Origin of the sequence: Bifidobacterium santillanense, assembly GCF_018555385.1 — a bacterium.
Taxonomy (GTDB): domain Bacteria; phylum Actinomycetota; class Actinomycetes; order Actinomycetales; family Bifidobacteriaceae; genus Bifidobacterium; species Bifidobacterium santillanense.
The window spans coordinates 22,123-40,745 of record NZ_JAFEJS010000007.1 but is presented as its reverse complement, the minus strand read 5'-3'; the positions used below and the strand labels follow the sequence as shown (position 1 = coordinate 40,745).

16 protein-coding genes are annotated in these 18,623 nt (G+C 45.1%); 8 read left to right on the top strand and 8 right to left on the bottom strand.

All coding sequences use genetic code 11. The features are described from left to right. The first annotated feature begins 2 nt into the window (after window positions 1-2). The 7 genes from JS528_RS07375 to JS528_RS07345 all read left to right on the top strand — a co-directional run bounded on the left by JS528_RS07375 (window position 3) and on the right by JS528_RS07345 (window position 7,598). Window positions 3-1,133, top strand: a complete 1,131-nt coding sequence (locus JS528_RS07375; RefSeq protein WP_214358443.1) for a glycosyltransferase family 4 protein — start codon at window positions 3-5, stop codon at window positions 1,131-1,133. Between the two features lie 181 nt (window positions 1,134-1,314). After that, the gene (locus JS528_RS11800) at window positions 1,315-1,791 is read left to right on the top strand and encodes an acyltransferase (RefSeq protein ID WP_214358442.1); all 477 of its coding nucleotides are present in this window, start codon (window positions 1,315-1,317) and stop codon (window positions 1,789-1,791) included. A gap of 35 nt (window positions 1,792-1,826) precedes the next feature. After that, window positions 1,827-2,837, top strand: coding sequence for a glycosyltransferase family 2 protein (locus tag JS528_RS07365; protein WP_214358441.1), 1,011 nt, complete (start codon window positions 1,827-1,829; stop codon window positions 2,835-2,837). Window positions 2,838-2,931: 94 nt separating this feature from the next. Beyond that, entirely contained in the window at window positions 2,932-4,041 is a 1,110-nt protein-coding gene (locus tag JS528_RS07360; RefSeq protein WP_214358440.1) for an O-antigen ligase family protein, read from the top strand. A gap of 12 nt (window positions 4,042-4,053) precedes the next feature. After that, window positions 4,054-5,526, top strand: a complete 1,473-nt coding sequence (locus JS528_RS07355; protein ID WP_214358439.1) for an oligosaccharide flippase family protein — start codon at window positions 4,054-4,056, stop codon at window positions 5,524-5,526. A 25-nt stretch (window positions 5,527-5,551) separates the two neighbouring features. Beyond that, window positions 5,552-6,700, top strand: a complete 1,149-nt coding sequence (locus JS528_RS07350; RefSeq protein ID WP_214358438.1) for a polysaccharide pyruvyl transferase family protein — start codon at window positions 5,552-5,554, stop codon at window positions 6,698-6,700. Next, window positions 6,693-7,598 (top strand): beta-1,6-N-acetylglucosaminyltransferase, encoded by a 906-nt coding sequence (locus JS528_RS07345; protein WP_214358437.1) that lies wholly within the window; start codon window positions 6,693-6,695, stop codon window positions 7,596-7,598. Before JS528_RS07350 ends, JS528_RS07345 begins: the two co-directional genes overlap by 8 nt. 31 nt (window positions 7,599-7,629) lie before the next feature. On the opposite strand, the gene JS528_RS07340 is transcribed toward JS528_RS07345, so the two are convergent. After that, window positions 7,630-8,061: a hypothetical protein gene (locus JS528_RS07340; RefSeq protein ID WP_214358436.1), complete on the bottom strand. Its 432-nt coding sequence runs from the start codon at window positions 8,059-8,061 to the stop codon at window positions 7,630-7,632. 392 nt (window positions 8,062-8,453) lie between these two features. Continuing rightward, window positions 8,454-10,034 (bottom strand): ATP-binding protein, encoded by a 1,581-nt coding sequence (locus tag JS528_RS07335; RefSeq protein WP_214358435.1) that lies wholly within the window; start codon window positions 10,032-10,034, stop codon window positions 8,454-8,456. A 297-nt stretch (window positions 10,035-10,331) separates the two neighbouring features. Between JS528_RS07335 and JS528_RS07330 the strand changes: the two genes are divergently transcribed. After that, window positions 10,332-11,741: a hypothetical protein gene (locus JS528_RS07330; protein ID WP_214358434.1), complete on the top strand. Its 1,410-nt coding sequence runs from the start codon at window positions 10,332-10,334 to the stop codon at window positions 11,739-11,741. 236 nt (window positions 11,742-11,977) lie between these two features. Here JS528_RS07330 and JS528_RS07325 read toward each other — a convergent pair whose 3' ends face one another. The 6 genes from JS528_RS07325 to JS528_RS07300 are packed head-to-tail and all read right to left on the bottom strand — an operon-like array spanning window position 11,978 to window position 18,393. Beyond that, window positions 11,978-13,105 carry an acyltransferase family protein gene (locus JS528_RS07325; protein ID WP_214358433.1) on the bottom strand — a complete coding sequence of 376 codons (1,128 nt, stop codon included), beginning with the start codon at window positions 13,103-13,105 and terminating at the stop codon, window positions 11,978-11,980. A gap of 46 nt (window positions 13,106-13,151) precedes the next feature. Then, window positions 13,152-13,988, bottom strand: coding sequence for a glycosyltransferase family 2 protein (locus tag JS528_RS07320; protein ID WP_214358432.1), 837 nt, complete (start codon window positions 13,986-13,988; stop codon window positions 13,152-13,154). A gap of 4 nt (window positions 13,989-13,992) precedes the next feature. After that, window positions 13,993-14,871 carry a beta-1,6-N-acetylglucosaminyltransferase gene (locus tag JS528_RS07315; RefSeq protein WP_214358431.1) on the bottom strand — a complete coding sequence of 293 codons (879 nt, stop codon included), beginning with the start codon at window positions 14,869-14,871 and terminating at the stop codon, window positions 13,993-13,995. Between the two features lie 43 nt (window positions 14,872-14,914). Next, a complete protein-coding gene (locus JS528_RS07310; RefSeq protein ID WP_214358430.1) occupies window positions 14,915-15,811 on the bottom strand; it encodes a glycosyltransferase in 897 nt (298 codons plus the stop codon). A 37-nt stretch (window positions 15,812-15,848) separates the two neighbouring features. Further along, a complete protein-coding gene (locus JS528_RS07305) occupies window positions 15,849-17,282 on the bottom strand; it encodes a lipopolysaccharide biosynthesis protein (RefSeq protein WP_214358429.1) in 1,434 nt (477 codons plus the stop codon). Between the two features lie 19 nt (window positions 17,283-17,301). Continuing rightward, on the bottom strand, window positions 17,302-18,393 hold the full coding sequence (locus tag JS528_RS07300) for an EpsG family protein (protein WP_276312624.1): 1,092 nt from the start codon (window positions 18,391-18,393) through the stop codon (window positions 17,302-17,304). Between the last annotated feature and the right edge of the window lie 230 nt (window positions 18,394-18,623).

Sequence of the window (18,623 nt, the reverse complement as noted above, 5' to 3'; positions counted from 1 at the left end):
AGGTGTTCAAGAGCGAGACCGGGATGCTCGAGGAGCATGGTCATGAGGTGGTCCGCTACACGGTCTCGAACGACGAGTTCGACAAGGCCGGCGCGGTCGGCAAGCTCGCGGCGACGTTCGGGATGCTGTGGTCATTCCGGAACTATCGCGCGGTGAGGGCGCTGATCGGGAAGCACCGCCCGGATGTGGTGCATGTGCACACGTTCTTCCCGCTGTTGTCGCCGTCGGTGCTGTATGCCGCGAAGCGCATGGGCGTTCCGGTGGTGGCCACGCTGCATGACACTCGTTTCGTGTGCCCGGTGGCGACCTCGCTGCGCGACGGGAAGATCTGCAACGAGTGCGGCGACGGGCATTACCTGCGCATGGCGCGCCACGCGTGCTTCAAGGGGTCTCGTCTGCAGAGCCTGCTGGTGGCGGGGATCTTCAAGTACCACCGTGTGCGGCGAAGCTTCTACCGGCAGATCGACCGGTACATCTGTCTGAACGAGAATCAGATGGATCTGTTGAGGGGCATCGGCTTCGATGCGTCGAGGATGGTGAAGAAGTACAACTTCGTCCCGGACGCGCAGGCGAACATGGCCGCCGAGCGGGTGGCCGGCTTGCCGGAGCGGTACGCGGTGTTCTACGGGCGCATCGGCGCGGAGAAGGGCATCCGCGTGCTTCAGCGCATCTGGAACCGGATCGACGACATCCCGTTGGTGGTGATGGGCGGCGGTCCGTTGGAGGACGAGTTCAGGGCGTGGGCCGATAAGCGTTCGAATGTGTATTTCCTGGGGTACACGCCGCACGAGCAGTGCATGGCGATCGCGAAGGCCGGCGAGTTCGTGGTATTTCCCTCGATCTGGTACGAGGGGTGCTCGATGGTCGAGATCGAGTCGGAGAGTCTCGGTCTGCCGCTCGTGGCGACGGATCTGGGCTTCTCGGCCGAGGCGGTGCGTGACGGCTACAACGGCGTGAAGGTCCCGTTGGGTGATCTGGACGGCTGGGTCGAGGCCATAAGGCGTCTATGGGAACAGCCGGAGTTGTGCCGGCAGATGGGCGCGAACGCCCGCAGGGACTACGAGGACAAATACACACCCGAAAACAACTACCAACAACTTATTGGCATCTATCAAGATGCGGTGAAGAGGTGATAATATGGCCTTCGCATCGGATATCAATGGCCATGATAGGGCGATTATATTAATTCGTACAGGCCTAAAGTTTGTCCGCGGCTTATGGAAACGCGTGTTTCTTCGCGAATCACATGGACTTCTATTAATCGGGAAGCATGTAACAATTTCTCATGCTAGTCACATACGATGCGGAAAAAACGTGAAGTTCGAAGATTATTCAGAGATTCATGGGTTATGCTCGGATGGCCTAATTTTTGGTGATAATGTCACAATCGGTCGCGGTACGATGATTCGCCCATCAAGCTATTATGGCGGAGATCTTGGCCACGGGCTGACCATGGGGAACAACTCTTCGATTGGACCTCATGGATACGTAGGATGCTCCGGCCCGATTCGCATTGGCGACAATGTAATGCTTGGGCCGAAGTGCAGCTTGTTTGCGGAAAACCATGTGTTTGACAATACTGAACAAAGTATTAAGAGTCAGGGCGTTCAACAAAAAGGCATCACCATCGGTAGTGACTGTTGGATTGGCAGCAATGTAATAATTCTCGATGGCGTGAAAATAGGGAACCATGTAATCATTGGGGCGGGCACCCTCATCACAAAAGATGTCCCTGATTACAGCGTTATTTTAGATAAAAGAAATAGGATACTGCGACCGAGAATACGCTAACGAAACCAATTATTATGGATTCGATTGGAATCTGCATGGAAAGAACCATAATGCCCCTAGTTTCTATTATTATACCTGCATATAATGCCGAGAATACCATTGCACGAACAATAAAATCCGCTTTGCTTCAGGATTATTCCAATCTTGAAGTGATCGTGGTTGACGATGGTTCTGCTGATTCAACGTTATCCATCTGCAGGGATTTAGCAGAAAAAGATAGCCGAGCGAAAATCTTTACCATAAAGAACAGCGGACCAAGCGCAGCCCGCAATTATGCTCTAAGCAAAGCCAAGGGGCTCTACGTTTGCTTTATGGATGCCGACGATGAGATGAAGCCGAAAATGATATCTCAGTTGGTATCGAATATGACTGACGACACGGATTTGGTCACCTGCGGATATACAGTTCGATCCGATAATGGCGATCATGCGTTTGATCAAAATCTAGAAGAACGGTCATATTCAAATGATCATTTCTACGAATTTGTAGAAGAAACACAAGAGTTTAAAGCATTCAATCCGTTGTGGAACAAAATATTTAGACGGTCCATTATTGAAAATAACAATCTCCATATGGATACTATGGTAAATATGGGAGAAGATTATTTATTCATCGTAAACTATTGCAATATGTGCCTCGGTGGATATAAAACGTTAGCCGATAATTTATATATATATAGTTTATCTCAAGATGGCCTACAGGTTACTGCAAACAGAGACGGCAATCTTGAACGCAGGTTGGATCAAATTGAAATATTAGACGATATTTTTACCCAACGCAATTATCCAAAACAAGCCATAAGCAAAGAGAAGCTGCGGATCATCTACACCTCATTGCTGGAATCGAATGACGTACGCAATGATCTTGACATGATACGTAAAAACAAATATCTCGACGACATTAAACTAGAAAAATCGAATACCGCTGCAAAATATACGGTTTTCCTCAATATTTTGCGGAAAAACAATAGGATGATAGCATATACAGCAATTAATCTTTTTAAATTAATGAAAAAAATGCAAGGAAAGAATTTCCGCTGGAGATGAATAAATGAAAATAAGTAGAAATCTTCAGACGGCATTTATTGCGTTGGCAGTAATGCCATTCTTTCAAAATGCCATTGGATATAAATATCCCATCATGGGACTTATCGTTCAGTATAGCCGCTATCTATTTTTCACTGCAAGTATCTTTCTGATATTAATAAATAGAAACACAGTTCGCTCATTAATCAAGAACACTAAGTTCTACTTGACGATAGCGCTGATTCTTGTACTTTTTATTTCTGCATCAATAAATAAGACTGATGTTGCCGCGGTTTTCCAGCTGGCGTTATACATGTTGTATCCCTTTTTGCTCTTTGCTTCCTGGTCGTGGAGAATTGCTCAGACTGAAGATGTTTGCAGGGGATTGACGTATGGTTTAAATATCCTCGTGCTGTTAAATCTGCTTATTATGATTCTGATGCCACAAGGATTGTTTCAGACAATTAGCTCGGATACAGTTTCCCGCTATTACCTATTTGGCGCAAAAAACCAAATGGTGGCTCCTGTTATGACATGCTTATTCTTTAATATTGAGTTTGCGTATAGACGTTATAAGAAGGTAACAAAGTCGGCATTATTCATGTTCTTTATTTGTGCCATAGAACTTTATATTGGAGGAAGTGGCACAGGCCTTATCGTTCTTTTCGCCTTCATTATCCTGGTTATTCTTCAGCTAAAGAATCGAAACGCAAACTCCAATATGGCACTTGTTGTTTTAATCATTTCATTCGCGTCAATTGTAATATTCAGAGTGCAGAATATCTTTAGCTTCATTATTGTTGGAGTCTTGCATAAGTCATTAACCCTCTCCGATAGAACCTATATATGGGATACCGCATTCGAAAGTATTCGAAAGAATCCTATTATAGGAACAGGCATTACTGAATCCTTATCCGGAAATGTACACTTAAAATTGAACTATTTAACTAAGGATATCTTTGCTCATGATATCTATCTTGATTATTTACTTATGGGAGGTATCCCGGCTTTATGTATCTTTATTGTCCTCATCATTTCAGTAAAGCGATCGTATGAGAAATTAATTAATGTGCGCTACCAGACATTCATTTGGTGGGGAGTTGTTATATATCTCTTTGCGTCGATTGTAGAGATATACACAACCAACTATTGTCTTTTCCTGATGTTCGCGTACATGGGCATATTGGAGCAATCGATTCGGAAGAACCACCTAGTAAGAGGGTAGTAAGGCAGCTCTATGACCAGCCTAAAGAAAAATCTCATATACAACATGGCCTACCAGATTTTGGTCATTCTACTACCACTAATAACTGCCCCTTACGTTTCACGAGTGCTGGGCGCTGCAGGACTTGGCACATATTCATATGTGTATTCCATTTCTTATTACTTTGGACTTGTCGGTATGCTTGGCATCACGAATCACGGAAGCCGAAGCATAGCGTTATACAGATCAAGTAGAGCTAAAACCGCACAAACATTCTGGAATATATACTTTATTCAATTCATTAGCACTGGAATTGCAGTTGTGGCATATACACTGTTTGCCTTACTGCTGTTCAATGGAAACAAAATCGTAGCGTATATTAATATACTCTTTGTTGTATCCTACTTGCTTGACATAAATTGGCTGTTTTTTGGGCTTGAGCAGTTTAGGATTACGGTCATAAGAAATACGATCATTAAGGTAGCCACGGCAGCCTGTATCTTCATCTTCGTGAAGAGTCGTGATGATCTGTGGCTGTATACATTGATCATGGCTCTTGGTGCCTCTCTGAGCCAGATCTATCTGTGGTTGAATGTGCATAAATTCGTTCCTTTCTGCAAACCTGATTGGCAGGAGGTAAAGAAAAACATTAAGCCTGTTGTTGTTCTCTTCATACCAGCTATTGCATATAGCATCTATAAGGTTCTTGACAAGATCATGCTCGGCGCGATGTCGGATATGACGCAGGTCGGATTGTTTGACAATGCGGAACGCATAGTTAATATACCTGTTAGTCTCATCACCGCATTCGGCACGGTAATGTTGCCCCGAATCTCGAATCTCATAGCAGATGGAAATTCCGCACAGATCAAAAAATATAATGCAATATCTTTTCGATACTTTACGATGCTGGTGTGCGGTGCGGCATTTGGCTTGGCAGGTATTAGCAACGTTTTGGCCCCTGTATACTTTGGTGATGAATTCATCGGCAGCTCACCTTTGATCTTCGGCTTAAGTTTTAGCCTTATTTTCATGATTTGGGCAAACATTATACGTACGCAATATTTAATCCCTAATCAGAAAGATATGCCTTATGTTGTTTCGACATTGATCGGAGCTGTTATCAATATTGGAATTAACATCATGCTGATTCCATATCTTCAGGCATTGGGGACGATGATTGGAACAATATTGGCGGAATTCTCCGTTTTCTTTGTCCAACTAATTTTAACACGAAAGCAATTCCCCGTATTGCGGTACCTGCGATCCGGACTTATGTTCTTCTTGATTGGGAGTTTCATGGGAATCGCCATATGGATAGTCGGATATTCTTTGGGGACATCCATTAAAACACTGCTCTTACAGCTTATCGTTGGAGCTGTGTTGTACGGCATCGGATCACTTGTGTATCTTTTGCTGATCAATGACGAGATACTGCTTTCCTTTATAAATAAACTATTTGGAAATAAGCTTAAGCTGAATAAACCAAGGCACAAAGCTGTTTGATTAACCAACAACACAAGGAGGAATCATGTCGCGCAATGACAAGATCGCCACGATAACATTCCATAACTCGTACAACTGTGGGTCGATGCTACAGGCATTGGCATTACAGACTGTTCTTAGGGAACGGTTTGATGCCGATAATGAAATTCTTGATTTTTCCAATGAAGGGCAGAAAGCTATGTACAGCCCATTCTGGAAAGTGACTGGAATTAAATCTCTTGTGAAGAATGCTCTCTGGGCAACGGTGTATCCTCAGGTAAAACAACAGGCTGTTTCCTATGAGGCATTTGAGCATAAATATTTCCGACTTTCTTCGAAGACTTATGCATCCAATAAGGAATTAGATGTAACTAACAACGAGTATTCGAAATTTATCACCGGCAGCGATCAGGTGTGGAATATCCGTTGCATGGATGCGGACGATGCATATTATTTGAATTTTGTTTCCGATGCCAATAAACGATATGCATACGCCGTCAGCTTTGGTGCCAATAACCCGTTTGCGGACGATGCACTCAAAAGCCATTATCTGAATCTTGTCGGAAAGTTTGACAGAATTTCCGTTCGCGAGCAAAATGCTAGGAAATGGGTGACTGAAGCCACTGGACGTGAGGTTTCACTCTGCGTGGATCCAACTATGCTTCTTTCGCAGGAAGAATGGGAGAGAACTGTCCATATCGGTGATGCCCCTATTATTCCCGGGGATTACATTTTCTATTACTGCTTCAGCATTTCTCAGGAAATCGCGGCCTTCCTGCACCAAGTCTCCAAGAAAACTGGAATGCCTGTCTACTTCTTTGAACCGAAGGAGTGGGCATTGCGCTGCTGCTGGAAGAACAAGATTCGTCTGGTCAGGAAGTATGGTCCTGAAGCTTTCCTCAATTATATGAAGTATGCCAAAATGGTGTTTACTACATCATTCCATGGCACCGCCTTCTCTACGATATTCCATAAGAACTTCTGGTATATCGATTCCGGTCATAATGACCTTTCCAAGGACGATCGAGCGGTGTCTTTCCTGACTCAGTTGCAGCTTACCCAGCGATATAAGACCATTCCGGCACTGCTGCACACCAACCTTTCAATCACTCCTGACTACACTGAATCAGACACAGCCCTTTCCCAGCTCCGCGAAGAAGCATTCACTTTTATTGAAAGCATAGTCAATGATTGATAAATCCGATAAGCATGCGTACCTGCTTATGGCGCATAATAATCTCGATCAACTAAACTTTTTAATCCAAAACTTGGATTCTGAGTTTAATGATATCTTTTTGCATATTGACGCGAAGTCGTCAATCAAAAAGGAAGAGATTGTCAAGCCTATATTCTCTCACCTTTACTTCTGTGACCCTATCAATGTCTATTGGGCGGAATACAGTCAAGTACAGTGTGAGTTAAGCTTGCTACGACTTGCTACTCGGACAGGCAGATATCATTACTATCATTTGATATCTGGCATGGATTTCCCGCTTAAGAGCCAGCGGGAAATCCATGCCTTGCTTGCGGATCGAAATGACCTTTTCATTCACTTCACAACACCCGAAAATGTTGATGCAACTTTATCGTTTGTGAAGTATTATCACCTATTCCAAAAACAGCTATCTATTGTAAATAGAGATCATACATTCTCTATTTACAAGGTTTTCAACAAAGCATTACTGCTTGTTCAAAAAATTTTTCATATTAATCGCATACCTTTTAATCTTACAATCAAGAAAGGAGCGAATTGGTTTAGCATCCCCGATGACTTTGCTAGATATGTCATCGACATGCAACCCGTCATTGAACGCCAGTTCGCGAATACGCGAAGCCCTGATGAGTTCTTCATGCAAACTCTAGCATTCAATAACGTTGGTTTCAAAAAGCGAATTTACCGATTTTATGAAGATGACTCACCTAAATCATGCCTAAGATATATTGACTGGCAACGAGGAACTCCCTATGTGTTTACGGTCAATGATTTTGATGAATTGGTATGCTGCGATATGTTTTTTGCCAGAAAATTTGACTACAGAAAAGATAAGTTCATATTGTTAAAACTGGCTAATTTCATTGGAAATACTATGTGACAAATTTATCATATTGACGCATTTTCACCCATTAAGGTCTCCCGGCGGCCTTAATAACGTCTTCAACGCGTTGCGCCAGTACATCACGTATGGCGTCGATGCGTATCGGCGCCATACGTGTTGGTGAGGGACAGTCGGTGCGCGACCTCGTCAGGCCAGTCGGCAAGCGCGTCCAGATCATACCGGTCCCACGAGCGGACCAGGCGCAGTTGACGGCGCGGTTGGGGATGCCCATGACGTCCAACGCCCGGCGAATGCCGTCCCTGGTTGTGGGGATGGCGCGATGCGACCACCATGCGTCGATGCGTCGCGCGTACACCGCGTCCTTGCCGTGTGTGATCAGCTCCAATGGCAGACGCGCATGGTCGATGATTGTGCCCACACCCACGGCATAGCTGGACCTGCGGTCGTAGTCGAACTCCAATACCGGCCGGGTACGGCACATGATCACGCGACGTTCCATCGGGCACCTCCCTCTGACGAGGATAACGCCTACGGCACCTCCGTTAGACTGGAACCCGACGGCGCTACAGGAAGGACTGGCATGACGGACAGGTTGTGTTCGTGTGCGACGAGATGCTCACCGACAGCTCGAGTCGATCCGCGACTGGGACCGGTACGATCTGGGAGTGCTGGACCAGGTCCCCGACCTCATCCGCGACCAGCTCACGACGAACGCGCGAATGGCGCCGGCCGTCATCGACGCCGTCTGCGTGACCATGACAAGCAGGATCGAACTCATACACGGAATACGGAACCGGTTGGATCCTGCACTCTGAACACTCAACAGCACATCAAGGAAGGGCGGAGCAGTACCGTTTTGCCGGCTTGGTGAGAGTGGCTTCTTGAAACTTTTTATTGCTGCTGCAGCGTGTAGTAGGTACCACGTCCCGCTCCGATGCGCTGAATCATTCCGGCATCCTGCATCTTGTTGAAGATCAGACGCACACGACGAGGCTGTAGACGCAACAAATCCGAAGCCGTCGAGGAAGTGATTCGATCATGATGCCGCAGGTATGTAATGATAAGCGCCTGTTGTTCGGCTAGCTTGGTCTTCTTAAGTCCAATTGGCTGCGTCGAGCTGCGAGAGTCTCCGGCACTCTGCGGGTCGAATCCGGCACTCTGCGGGTCGAATCCGGCACTCTGCGGGTTGAATCCGGCACTCTGCGGGTTGAATCCGGCACTCTGCGGGTTGAATCCGGCACTCTGCGGGTTGAATCCGGCACTCTGCGGGTTGAATCCGGCACTCTGCGCCTCTTCAGAACCGTCCGACATAAATGACGGATGAATCATGAACGTCACCGACAGGAATGTGCGATCTTCATCGGTTTCGAAAACAGGAGGAGGCGATCCATTGTCCCGCAGCGCCTTCAGCATGGTTGGCACACCGGTGTTGCGGCCTTCAGCCAGATGCAGTTCCTTGAGAAAGTCACCTATTCGACGATTTCGATAGCGACGGGACACCAATCTGTGCTTCTTGAGATCTTCATCCGAAATTGACCGATCTGGCCCTGGAAAACTGAGGATAATCATCCTGTCCCGTTCGATTCGTACAGTGATCGGTTCTGGAATCTGATAGCTCTTGTGATAAACCGCGTTGGATAATGCCTCTTCCACCGCTGCGTACGGATAGTTAAACACACGAATCGCTTCGGCCCTGTCTTCGAGTTTGAAAATCTTCTCAGCGAGCACAGTATTGTGGATATACTGCAGAGCATCAGATAATTGACGGTTCAGGGGACCATGAAATACGCGTTCCGTCATGCCTTCGCCAGTAGGATCTGGAATGTCGACCACTTCGATGCGCGCTTCGCGGAAGAATCGTTCCGGATCCTCGTTGAAGAACATCAGGCCGACATTCAGAGGGTGCCGGTTCTCCCTCGGTCCATCGGCTACACGCAGATCAAGCGCCATCGACAGACTATCAAGTTCCTCCTGAGCAAGCACACTATCTACTTTGCCCAGATGCTCCATCATCAGCCCAATACGCAAATCATTCATGGAGGACTGATAGTTGATGCGATCATCAAATGGGATGCTGCCCCCGATGTCCATTAGTTCCTCGATCTCGGATTTCGAGGCTCGGACCGAATTGGAAAATCGTCGTACGTAATACGCTTTGCCGGTTTCTTTCTTGGTGATTTCAATTGGTGCACGATAGGGACGGTCATACCCACCAGGAGCCCATATCAGCAGCAACCATTGACCTTCGAACTCAACCGGCTCGCACACGGGCATGTACAACGGCTCGATGCGGTGGCATAGGGAAATGAGCTCTTTCTGAATACGATCCAGAGAGTTCTTCGGCAACCCGGCAGGTGGCAATACCGGCATCCCCTCATGTTCATCGACACCAATGACCAGATAGCCTCCACCGAGGTTGTTAATGTCGTTCGCGAACGCACATAGCGAATGCAGCACCACCTCGGGTTCCATCCTTGCTTGTACTCTATACGCGCCTGCTCCACCACACGACCACGAAGAAGTTGTCCGACATCAACTGGGATATCCACCATTGTCCTCCTGTTTCCATCGACGACGATTCTTCGCTATCCACAATAGCGCAGTAGACGCGCTGAGCCGGTCTTCGATGCTTCTTGTCTCGATGACGGGGATTGGTTGTTCTTGTGGGGCTGGTATGGTCGTTGCGGTTCCGCGTTAGGGGGTATGGGTGCGTAACCCGTGCCGTCCCCCGTACGGACGATCGCAGAGTACGGGTTTGGGGTTGGTGGGATGTCGAGAAACGAGTCAAGCGTACAATCCGCATACGTCGCCGAAGCGGCGACCGATGTCGCGCATGTCCGGTGGGGTTGTGGTGTTCCCGCGTTGACTCCGCGTTGGTTCACGCCGCGTGATGTCACGGATTATCTGTTCCTGTTCGCCCTGTTCACGCTGCCGGTGGACGGCACGGTGCTGGGCGTCTACCAGCCGTTCTGGACGCCGATCAGCCCGTGGCTGTTCGCCCTGTACGCGTTGTGCAATCCGCGTCCGCTGCGTCGGGCCGCGCACCGGTATGCGCCGTTCATGGTGCTTCCCGTGGTGCTGGTCTACCTGTCCGCGCCGGGGTGGGCGGCGTTCGGGTTCCATCCCAACGCGGTGCTCATGTCCCTAAGCGGCGTGATCGCGGTGCCGTTGACGATCGCGGCGTTGGAGATCGCGCTCGTGTACAAGCAACTCGACTGGCGGTGGATGATCCGCACGATCCTCGCGGCGTACTGGTTCGCGTTCGCGGTGGGCGTGTTCCAGTGGCTGGCCATCCGGCTGGACCTGTCCGACGTGGAGGGGTACTTCGGGCATCTCATGTACCGTTCGTACCTCACACCTGACTCGCCATGGGCGGGAAGTGGACTACGCCCGCAGTTCCTGTTCGCCGAGCCCAGCTACATCGGCATGCACCTGTTCGGCGTTCTGCTGCCGTTGTCCTGGATGATGCGGGACCGTGATAGCGTGTACCGGAAACAACTCGAGTGGTTGATTGTAGTGTTCGCCGCGGGCAGTGTGGTCATGGGCGCGGGCACCAGGATCGTGCTCGACTGCCTCGTCGCGCTCGCGGTGATCATCGTCATTCATAACCGGTGGCATGATGCCGCGCAGCGCAGACGGGGCATCTGGCAGCTGCTCGGCACGTTCGCGGCAACCGTTGTCTGCTTCATCGCGAACTCGCGACTGAGCGCCATCATCAACGACGGAGCCGAAGGCGATGGCTCGTTCTTCGCACGCATCTACCAGTCGCTTGGACCATTGTGTGGGCTGGTCGAGAGGCCGTGGACCCTGCTTACCGGTTTCGGCGCAGGCAATATTAATGCCGCCACCCAGATTGGTTCAAACATGGCGACATGGCTGCTCGGAGTAACAGGTACGTCCGCAGATAACATGAATGCCGCATCCGGCTGGTATCAATCCATGAATCCAGACACCATATGGACGATGAGTGTCTACACCAGCTTCATCACAGAATACGGGGCCATCGGACTAGTCCAGTTCCTGATTATTGCCCTGCGATTCATTACGAGCCAACACATGTGGACCAAACGCACCGTGTGTTGGCTCGTCCTAGTCGTATACCTCTATATCCAATTCGAAGGATACTGCCTTGTTGCCATACCCTTACTCATATGGGCACTCACTCACGAGCATCAATAGGGGATTTTGTTGGACTGATGGGAGGCCGGTCCAAGAAGATGATTGCGGTATTGTATGGCGTGAGATGATGCCGTTTTCTTGGAATGTGAGCCCATGAAGGACTCCTCATGGCAAGATGAACAAGGAAATAACGGCGACGCTTAGTTGAGTCGTAATATGCCGAAAGTCTTGTACTGACTCATCATAGATATTGGGTAATAAAGATACGGCATATGACACTTTTCTTGATATCGTATTTATTGAAAATACCGAGATAAAGCCGGAATCATAAGACTCTCAAGAGGGTGCACCAATATCGAATCTATAACGAATGCCACAAATAATAATAGAACATAAAGTATGAGGATGCAGATAACACCAATCGAAATCATCATAATTCCGGATTGAGGGAACGGCGTGATTGACGAAACGGTATTCCAAAGTGTATCCTTGATGCACGGGTTTTCGTGAATTAAATAAACGCCAAATACATATTTGGCCGGCCTGGAAAAAATATTTGAAAACCTTGGCGATGTCCTCAATGCATGTCGCGAAGAGCCGGAATTATGAAGAATTAGAAAAATGCCTGAGACTGACAATATAGCCAGAATCGGAAAAGTTCCGGTAATATGATGAGCGCTCTGTATAAATTGTTTACTATCGGTGAATATGTCTAATATATAATAAAAGATTGACATTACGGTAAATGAAACGACAATCAATATAGCCTCAACGAACATATTCAATCTCTTGGCTATTTGGATTGTTGACCCATAGAGCCTGATGTATGCGCCATAAATATACGCGGTTATTGCATATGTTAAATTCGTCCACATTAATGGACCTAATGCAAAGGTTGCCATAATTCCCAAGAAGGGAAGAAGGACAAGCATGCGTGAAATATCTCCCTTGCTCATGTAATGAAAAGTTGTATTTATAAAAGGAGAAAATAGTAATAGAAATACGTATGACGTAATAAACCAATATGTGCCGTTGAAGACAGGAAGTGCGGATAAGTAAATCTCTCTGACAATGGACATCGGTCTTGGGAATAAGCCAACCAATGGTACAACAAATGAAATGACAAACATTAGCATCGCGTAAACAAGCGTTTGCAATACGGTGCGCAATATACGCTGGATGCGAAACGGCTTATTGATGAGAAAATATCCTGAGAGTATAAAGAATATGCAGACGCCTATTTGTCCACCATATTGATCTATTGTATAGGCAATCGCTTGAGTAGAACCACCAGCGTTTTCTAGATTCCAATCAATATGAGCAACAAAATGACAACTGACAATAAGAAACATCGCGACAATGCGCAGTAATTCGAAACGAGTATCTCTTGCAGTGGAAACAACAGATGCAATTGTGAATCTCATATGTTTAATCCTTGTAAAGGAAAAGCTATGCGAGATGAAGTATTTGCTACATATGACGTACGTCATGTAATCCACGCCAGCGCTTTGCAAGCTTTGCGAATTTGCTATTATCATAGAGTATGATGAGTAATTCATCACGAAATTCACGAAGCCATTCTTTTAAAACTGAGAATTGACTTGGATATTTTCTTACGAGGTACATGTGGTTTCTGGCAATGTAGTACTGTCTGAATGGTGAATGACCATAGACTATATAGTCCTTCATCAGTAGCTTAACGTTCTTGCCGTGACCTACCTCATGCAGCAATCCATCAAAGTTTACCTTAATGATTCGATACCCATGCAGACGCATATTGATACAGATGTCAAAATCAACGGAATCGATGAATAACTTATCATCGAATCCATCCGTATGTTTATAGGCATCCACATTAATCAGGGATGCCGAAGTAATACACTGCGATATCTCACGATACTGCTGTCCTGATGCAAATCCGTTATCCTCCGCAAAATTGCGGTCGATGATGTTGCAGGTCAGAATACCGACTTTGGGCAATCCGAAGAACTTGGAATATGTATTAATCAATCCCGGGTAGCAAACGGAATCCTGATCTAACGTCAAAGCCCAAGAATAACCATGTTCCATGGCGTATTCCAAAACTTGTTTCAACGCATGAGCAACGCCCATATTGGAAGTATTGTCAAGTACTTCAATATTTTGGAAATCACTAATTAATGTCCGAACCTCAGACATATTGGAGGAAGCATTGTTGACGAGAAGAACAGTATTAACCTGCGGGCTTATCGCTTGGATATTAGCTCTTAACCTATCAATTTCCGGATTAAATAGAACAATTCCAGCGAGTACCAATTCGTTTGTCATAGCCTTAATCTTTCAATGAAGCGCAAAATGATTGAAGAGCATTAATTACCTCAGGGTGATGCTCGAAATCAAATTTTCGCGCGAAAAGCATACCGGATTCCATAATATTCGGTAGGTCGGCTGTCTTAATAACGTAGGCACCTGAGTTAATTCCTCGAGCAAGGTCGATCCAGCGCATGTTGCCCTTGGTGCCGTTGCCGAGTTCGGGCACAAATAGTTGTTCTCGGAACTTACTGTTCCACACAAGAGATTGCACAAAAGCCTCATCACAGCAGCTGGAATATTGGTATGTTCGACGTATAGAATATTCATGATCAAGAACATAGCGTGCTAAATCTTCTGTAATATCCCACCATTGGCTACCGCAATAGAAATTTTCAGACGGAATTGAATTTTTAATTCTTAGTAATTGCTGAATACATAAACCAAGCTTGTTTAATATAGTGTAAACATTCTTATCTCGTCCACACTTATCACGGAACCAATGCTTATATTTCAAACGCAGATTATACTGCTTTAAGCATTCTTCCTTGTCAAAAAAATTAAGAAATTCCTTTCCTTGACGACGCTCATAAAAAGCATTTATTTGCGATATCGGATACAGTGGGAGATCGCTTCCAGAAAGGAGATGATAATACGAATGAGTACCCATTTTCAGGCTTTCTCGCAGTAAATTTAGCTCTACCTGAATCAGACTGTACCCGCCCCAAGTTGAGGGTATTCGATGAATGAAGCGAATATGCCCCTTCTTTACCGGATTTGTCTCAAGAATGCTTTCGGGTGTGAGGGGGCTTTTGCTGTCAATGTGAACAATGATATCATTGTGTTCATCATCAAGACGGCGTAAAAGAATTTGAAGTAATTCTGGCTGACCGTGAGCCATGATCATATATGCATGCCGCATGTTACCACCATTCTAGTTGAAATCAGTATTCAATATTCATTGTCTTACCATCTCTTATGCCAATAATTATGTTTTTAATCAGCACAATTTTGTTTTTACCTCTTAAGATACTGGAAATAGAATTACGAATCAAACGTTTTGTCGACCACATTGGATTAGAATTTTTTCTATATTTTCTATTAAGATACACCATGTTTCGAGTGACGTAATAAAGTCTCATTGGGTTAACTTCCCGTTTGTGAGATAGCCTTTGTAAAATATCACTATGCATGAGCATGCCCATTTTGAGCCAGAAATGTTCATACTTGGAGGGCGCCAAGATGCCGCATTCATGATTTAGGATAACGGAATTATTGCGAATAATTCTATATCCCGATAATTTGATACGATGGCAGATTTCATCATCGACAAGATCAATGAATAGCCTACTATCGAAGCCACCGACGGAAAGTGTCTTATCGATATTCATAAAGCTTCCGGAGGTGATACAGTCATCGATATCCTCAATTGGTGGAAAATCGTGTGAAATTGGCTCGTTTTTCCGTCGCTCATCCTCAATTTGCGGGCAAATGATGGCAACCTTGTCTTCGCTGGTGAGCTTTGCCAAAGATGCTATTGTGTCTTCACTTACGACTGAGTCTTGATCCAAGGTCAGAATCCAAGTCATGCCATCATCATGAGCACGCTGCACTAGTGCATTCAACGCGCTGGCAATACCTATATTTTGTCCATCACCAATCACGATGACATTGCTATATGTATGGAGCACCGTATTAATGGCCCCGGGATTATCTCCCAATCCATTATTAAAACAGTAGACGAATTTCACTTGTGGCGTTATAGCATTCAGGCTATCCTTCAACCTATCTAAATCAGGCTTATAGAGTACAATACCGGCAGCATATGCATCAATAATCATTTATCTTCTCCTTATCTTGGGTTGTGGTACATTGCGGTCAATGCTTGTGATGGGGATGTGACTTCTTGAATAGTTTTTGGAGAATGTCAATAAATTCTTTAACAGTATTTCGATACAACAATATAAACATTACATATGCAATTACAACAGCGACTAAAGCGACAATGGTAGGGAGGTACCTGTAGGAGAAGATGAATACCGCCGCCAGCGCAATTTCCAGAATGGACATGGATGCTTTGCCGACGCCCAGCTTTCCCGAGATTGTGAATTCCGAATAAATACTTCGGAATATTACTGCACACAACACGGCAATGATGACGATGTTCATGTTATGCATTATCACTCCTCCAATGACGATGCCCACTGTACTCAATGCTACGGAACCAATGTTGATTCGAAGTAATTTTTGCTCTTCTCTCAAAACTTTGAAATAAGTGGTTCCAAGTAGGTCCATTTTGCTTTCGAATAGACAAACCGGCATAAGAATTGCTAAATATTGCAGAGCTTTACTATACGCAGGGAGCCACCAAGCGATAATAATGCTGACGGGCAAATAGAGAACATACACAATTGGCAGTGTTATAGATAATAAATCTCTAAGATGGCAGAAGAAACGCCTTTGTTCCTCGGACGAAGTTTGGCGCAAAGCAGGGAATAACACCATGGAGAGCTGCGTGATGAATGTGATAAAGAAGTTCTCTAAGGTGATAGCGAACGAGAACTGGCTGAATTCAGCAATGCCGAATTGTGCGTCGACTACGAATCTCGCAACACCTAATATGAGCATGCCCGCGATATTCGCAACCGTAAGTTTGATGCCTACAGTCATGCTTTCCCATGTATCTCGTATTGCCTCACGGATTGGGAGAAAACCACATGAGAACAATTGGCGACTAAGCATGAAACTCCATACACAAGCTATAGTTTTGGCTACGGTATATAGAATGACGTAGGGGTAAAAGACATCAGTTCCCAACAACAGGAGCGGAACAAGGACAACAAGAAAAATAAGTTTGTCGATAACGTTCAGGAATGAAAAGGTCTTTGTCTCATTGACCGCCTGGAATATATATCCAAAATAATAAGTCAAATTGTTAAAGATTAAATATATTCCGGTAAAAATGATGACAAACATTCGCTTTTCTTCATGCATAAAGAACAGCGAACATAATGCGATAGCCAAGGCAAATACCGCTTGCAGCACCAATGTGACCATGAACTGGGACGCAACGGAGCGCTTATTCAGCTCATCATAGGTTTTGCCACCGTGAATCAGATATACACCATCATTAGATCCAAGTAGGAAGAATCCGCAATAGCTAATGTAGAAGATGAACAACTGCCAGTAGCCGAATTCCTCCACTCCCAGCAGCTTGGGAACCAGAAACGAAATGACAAAACTTAATACCATTGATAGGGCTTGCGCTAAAGTGGCAAAACCAAAATTTCTGAAAAGCTTATTGAGGTTCAATGGGTTTCCCTTAATCTTATTATTTCAGTAAAGTATTACTAAACCATAGCGGAATAAATACAGTGTCGATATTAGTGTTTCCCAATACGAGAATATAAAGATTTATAAACGCCATTACATATAAAAGGCAAATCATATATATATTTTTGACTGGTTTAAGCAGTATTGAATACTCGTGCGAAGACGTCTTGGATAGGTGATTGGTGATGGTTATATAGTTTAATAACGAAATCCCGATTTGAATTCTAAAGAAATCCGGGGCAAGAGTGAGGAAAGGTATTATACACAGTGCCAAAATGTTTATTTTTATGACACTTATGTCAAAATCCGATATTTCATGCAGAGGTATTCTTTTTATTGAAAATGCATATGCAAATCCAAACGTCAGCAAAAATGAAAAAATCAGTATGATTGCGCCTCTATATGCTCCAAATGTTGTTGGGTTGGCAAGATAGGTGTTAAGCTTATCGGTCATATTGATCGCATTGGCAATCGTTAGCAACGATAACGGGTTAAAGATAGCAATTCCAACACAGTCAATAATTGCTGCGATAAAAACTGTATTGCGCACGGAAAGCACTTTTACCGCAAGTAGGAAAATATAAAATATCGAAAGAGAGTGGAATAACGATGCGACGATTATAAGGATTGCAAACAGGATGCTATTTCTTATTTTGTTCTTGTTATCCAACAGGAAACGGAAGGAAAAAATTACGATAGAGAGCGCGAGTGTATAGCGCATCTGAACAACATCCATGCAGAATGGGTATAATATATATAATGCTAATACTACATTAGTGTTAGTCGCCAGCTTGAGTATCGTACTTCCTATTAAGGATAATTCAATCGCTGCTATGATTTGCTTGTATGTGGCAAATGGTATCCCGGAACCAGAGAAAACTTTCATAAGAAGGTAATACCCAGCTTCGGTTATCCCCTTGGTCTCTTCATAATCGTTATATCGATATTCGTTGATTCCTGCGTCTGCGTTTCCGCTTGAGAATGCCATCAATATCCAGAGCCATACTAATGCTAATATAAATATGGCTCTATTTCTTTTAAAGAGAATGCACAATACGCTTATGAATATGGTGCCTAATATTGTTAGCATGAATCACTCCATCTAAATGTACTTATGATTTATTTTATATAGATTCCGCATTGCGGTAGGATCCATATGAGGGGTGACTGATGTGATTCGTCCCGCTTCTCTTTTAAAATTGCAGATGACATCAAATTGAGATTTCTTGATAATCTACTATGGGCGTTTCTGGCAAATCCTTTGTTTTGAATCTCGTTCCCTAGTTTTTATATAAAAATGAGAGTGAGCGTATGTCGGCA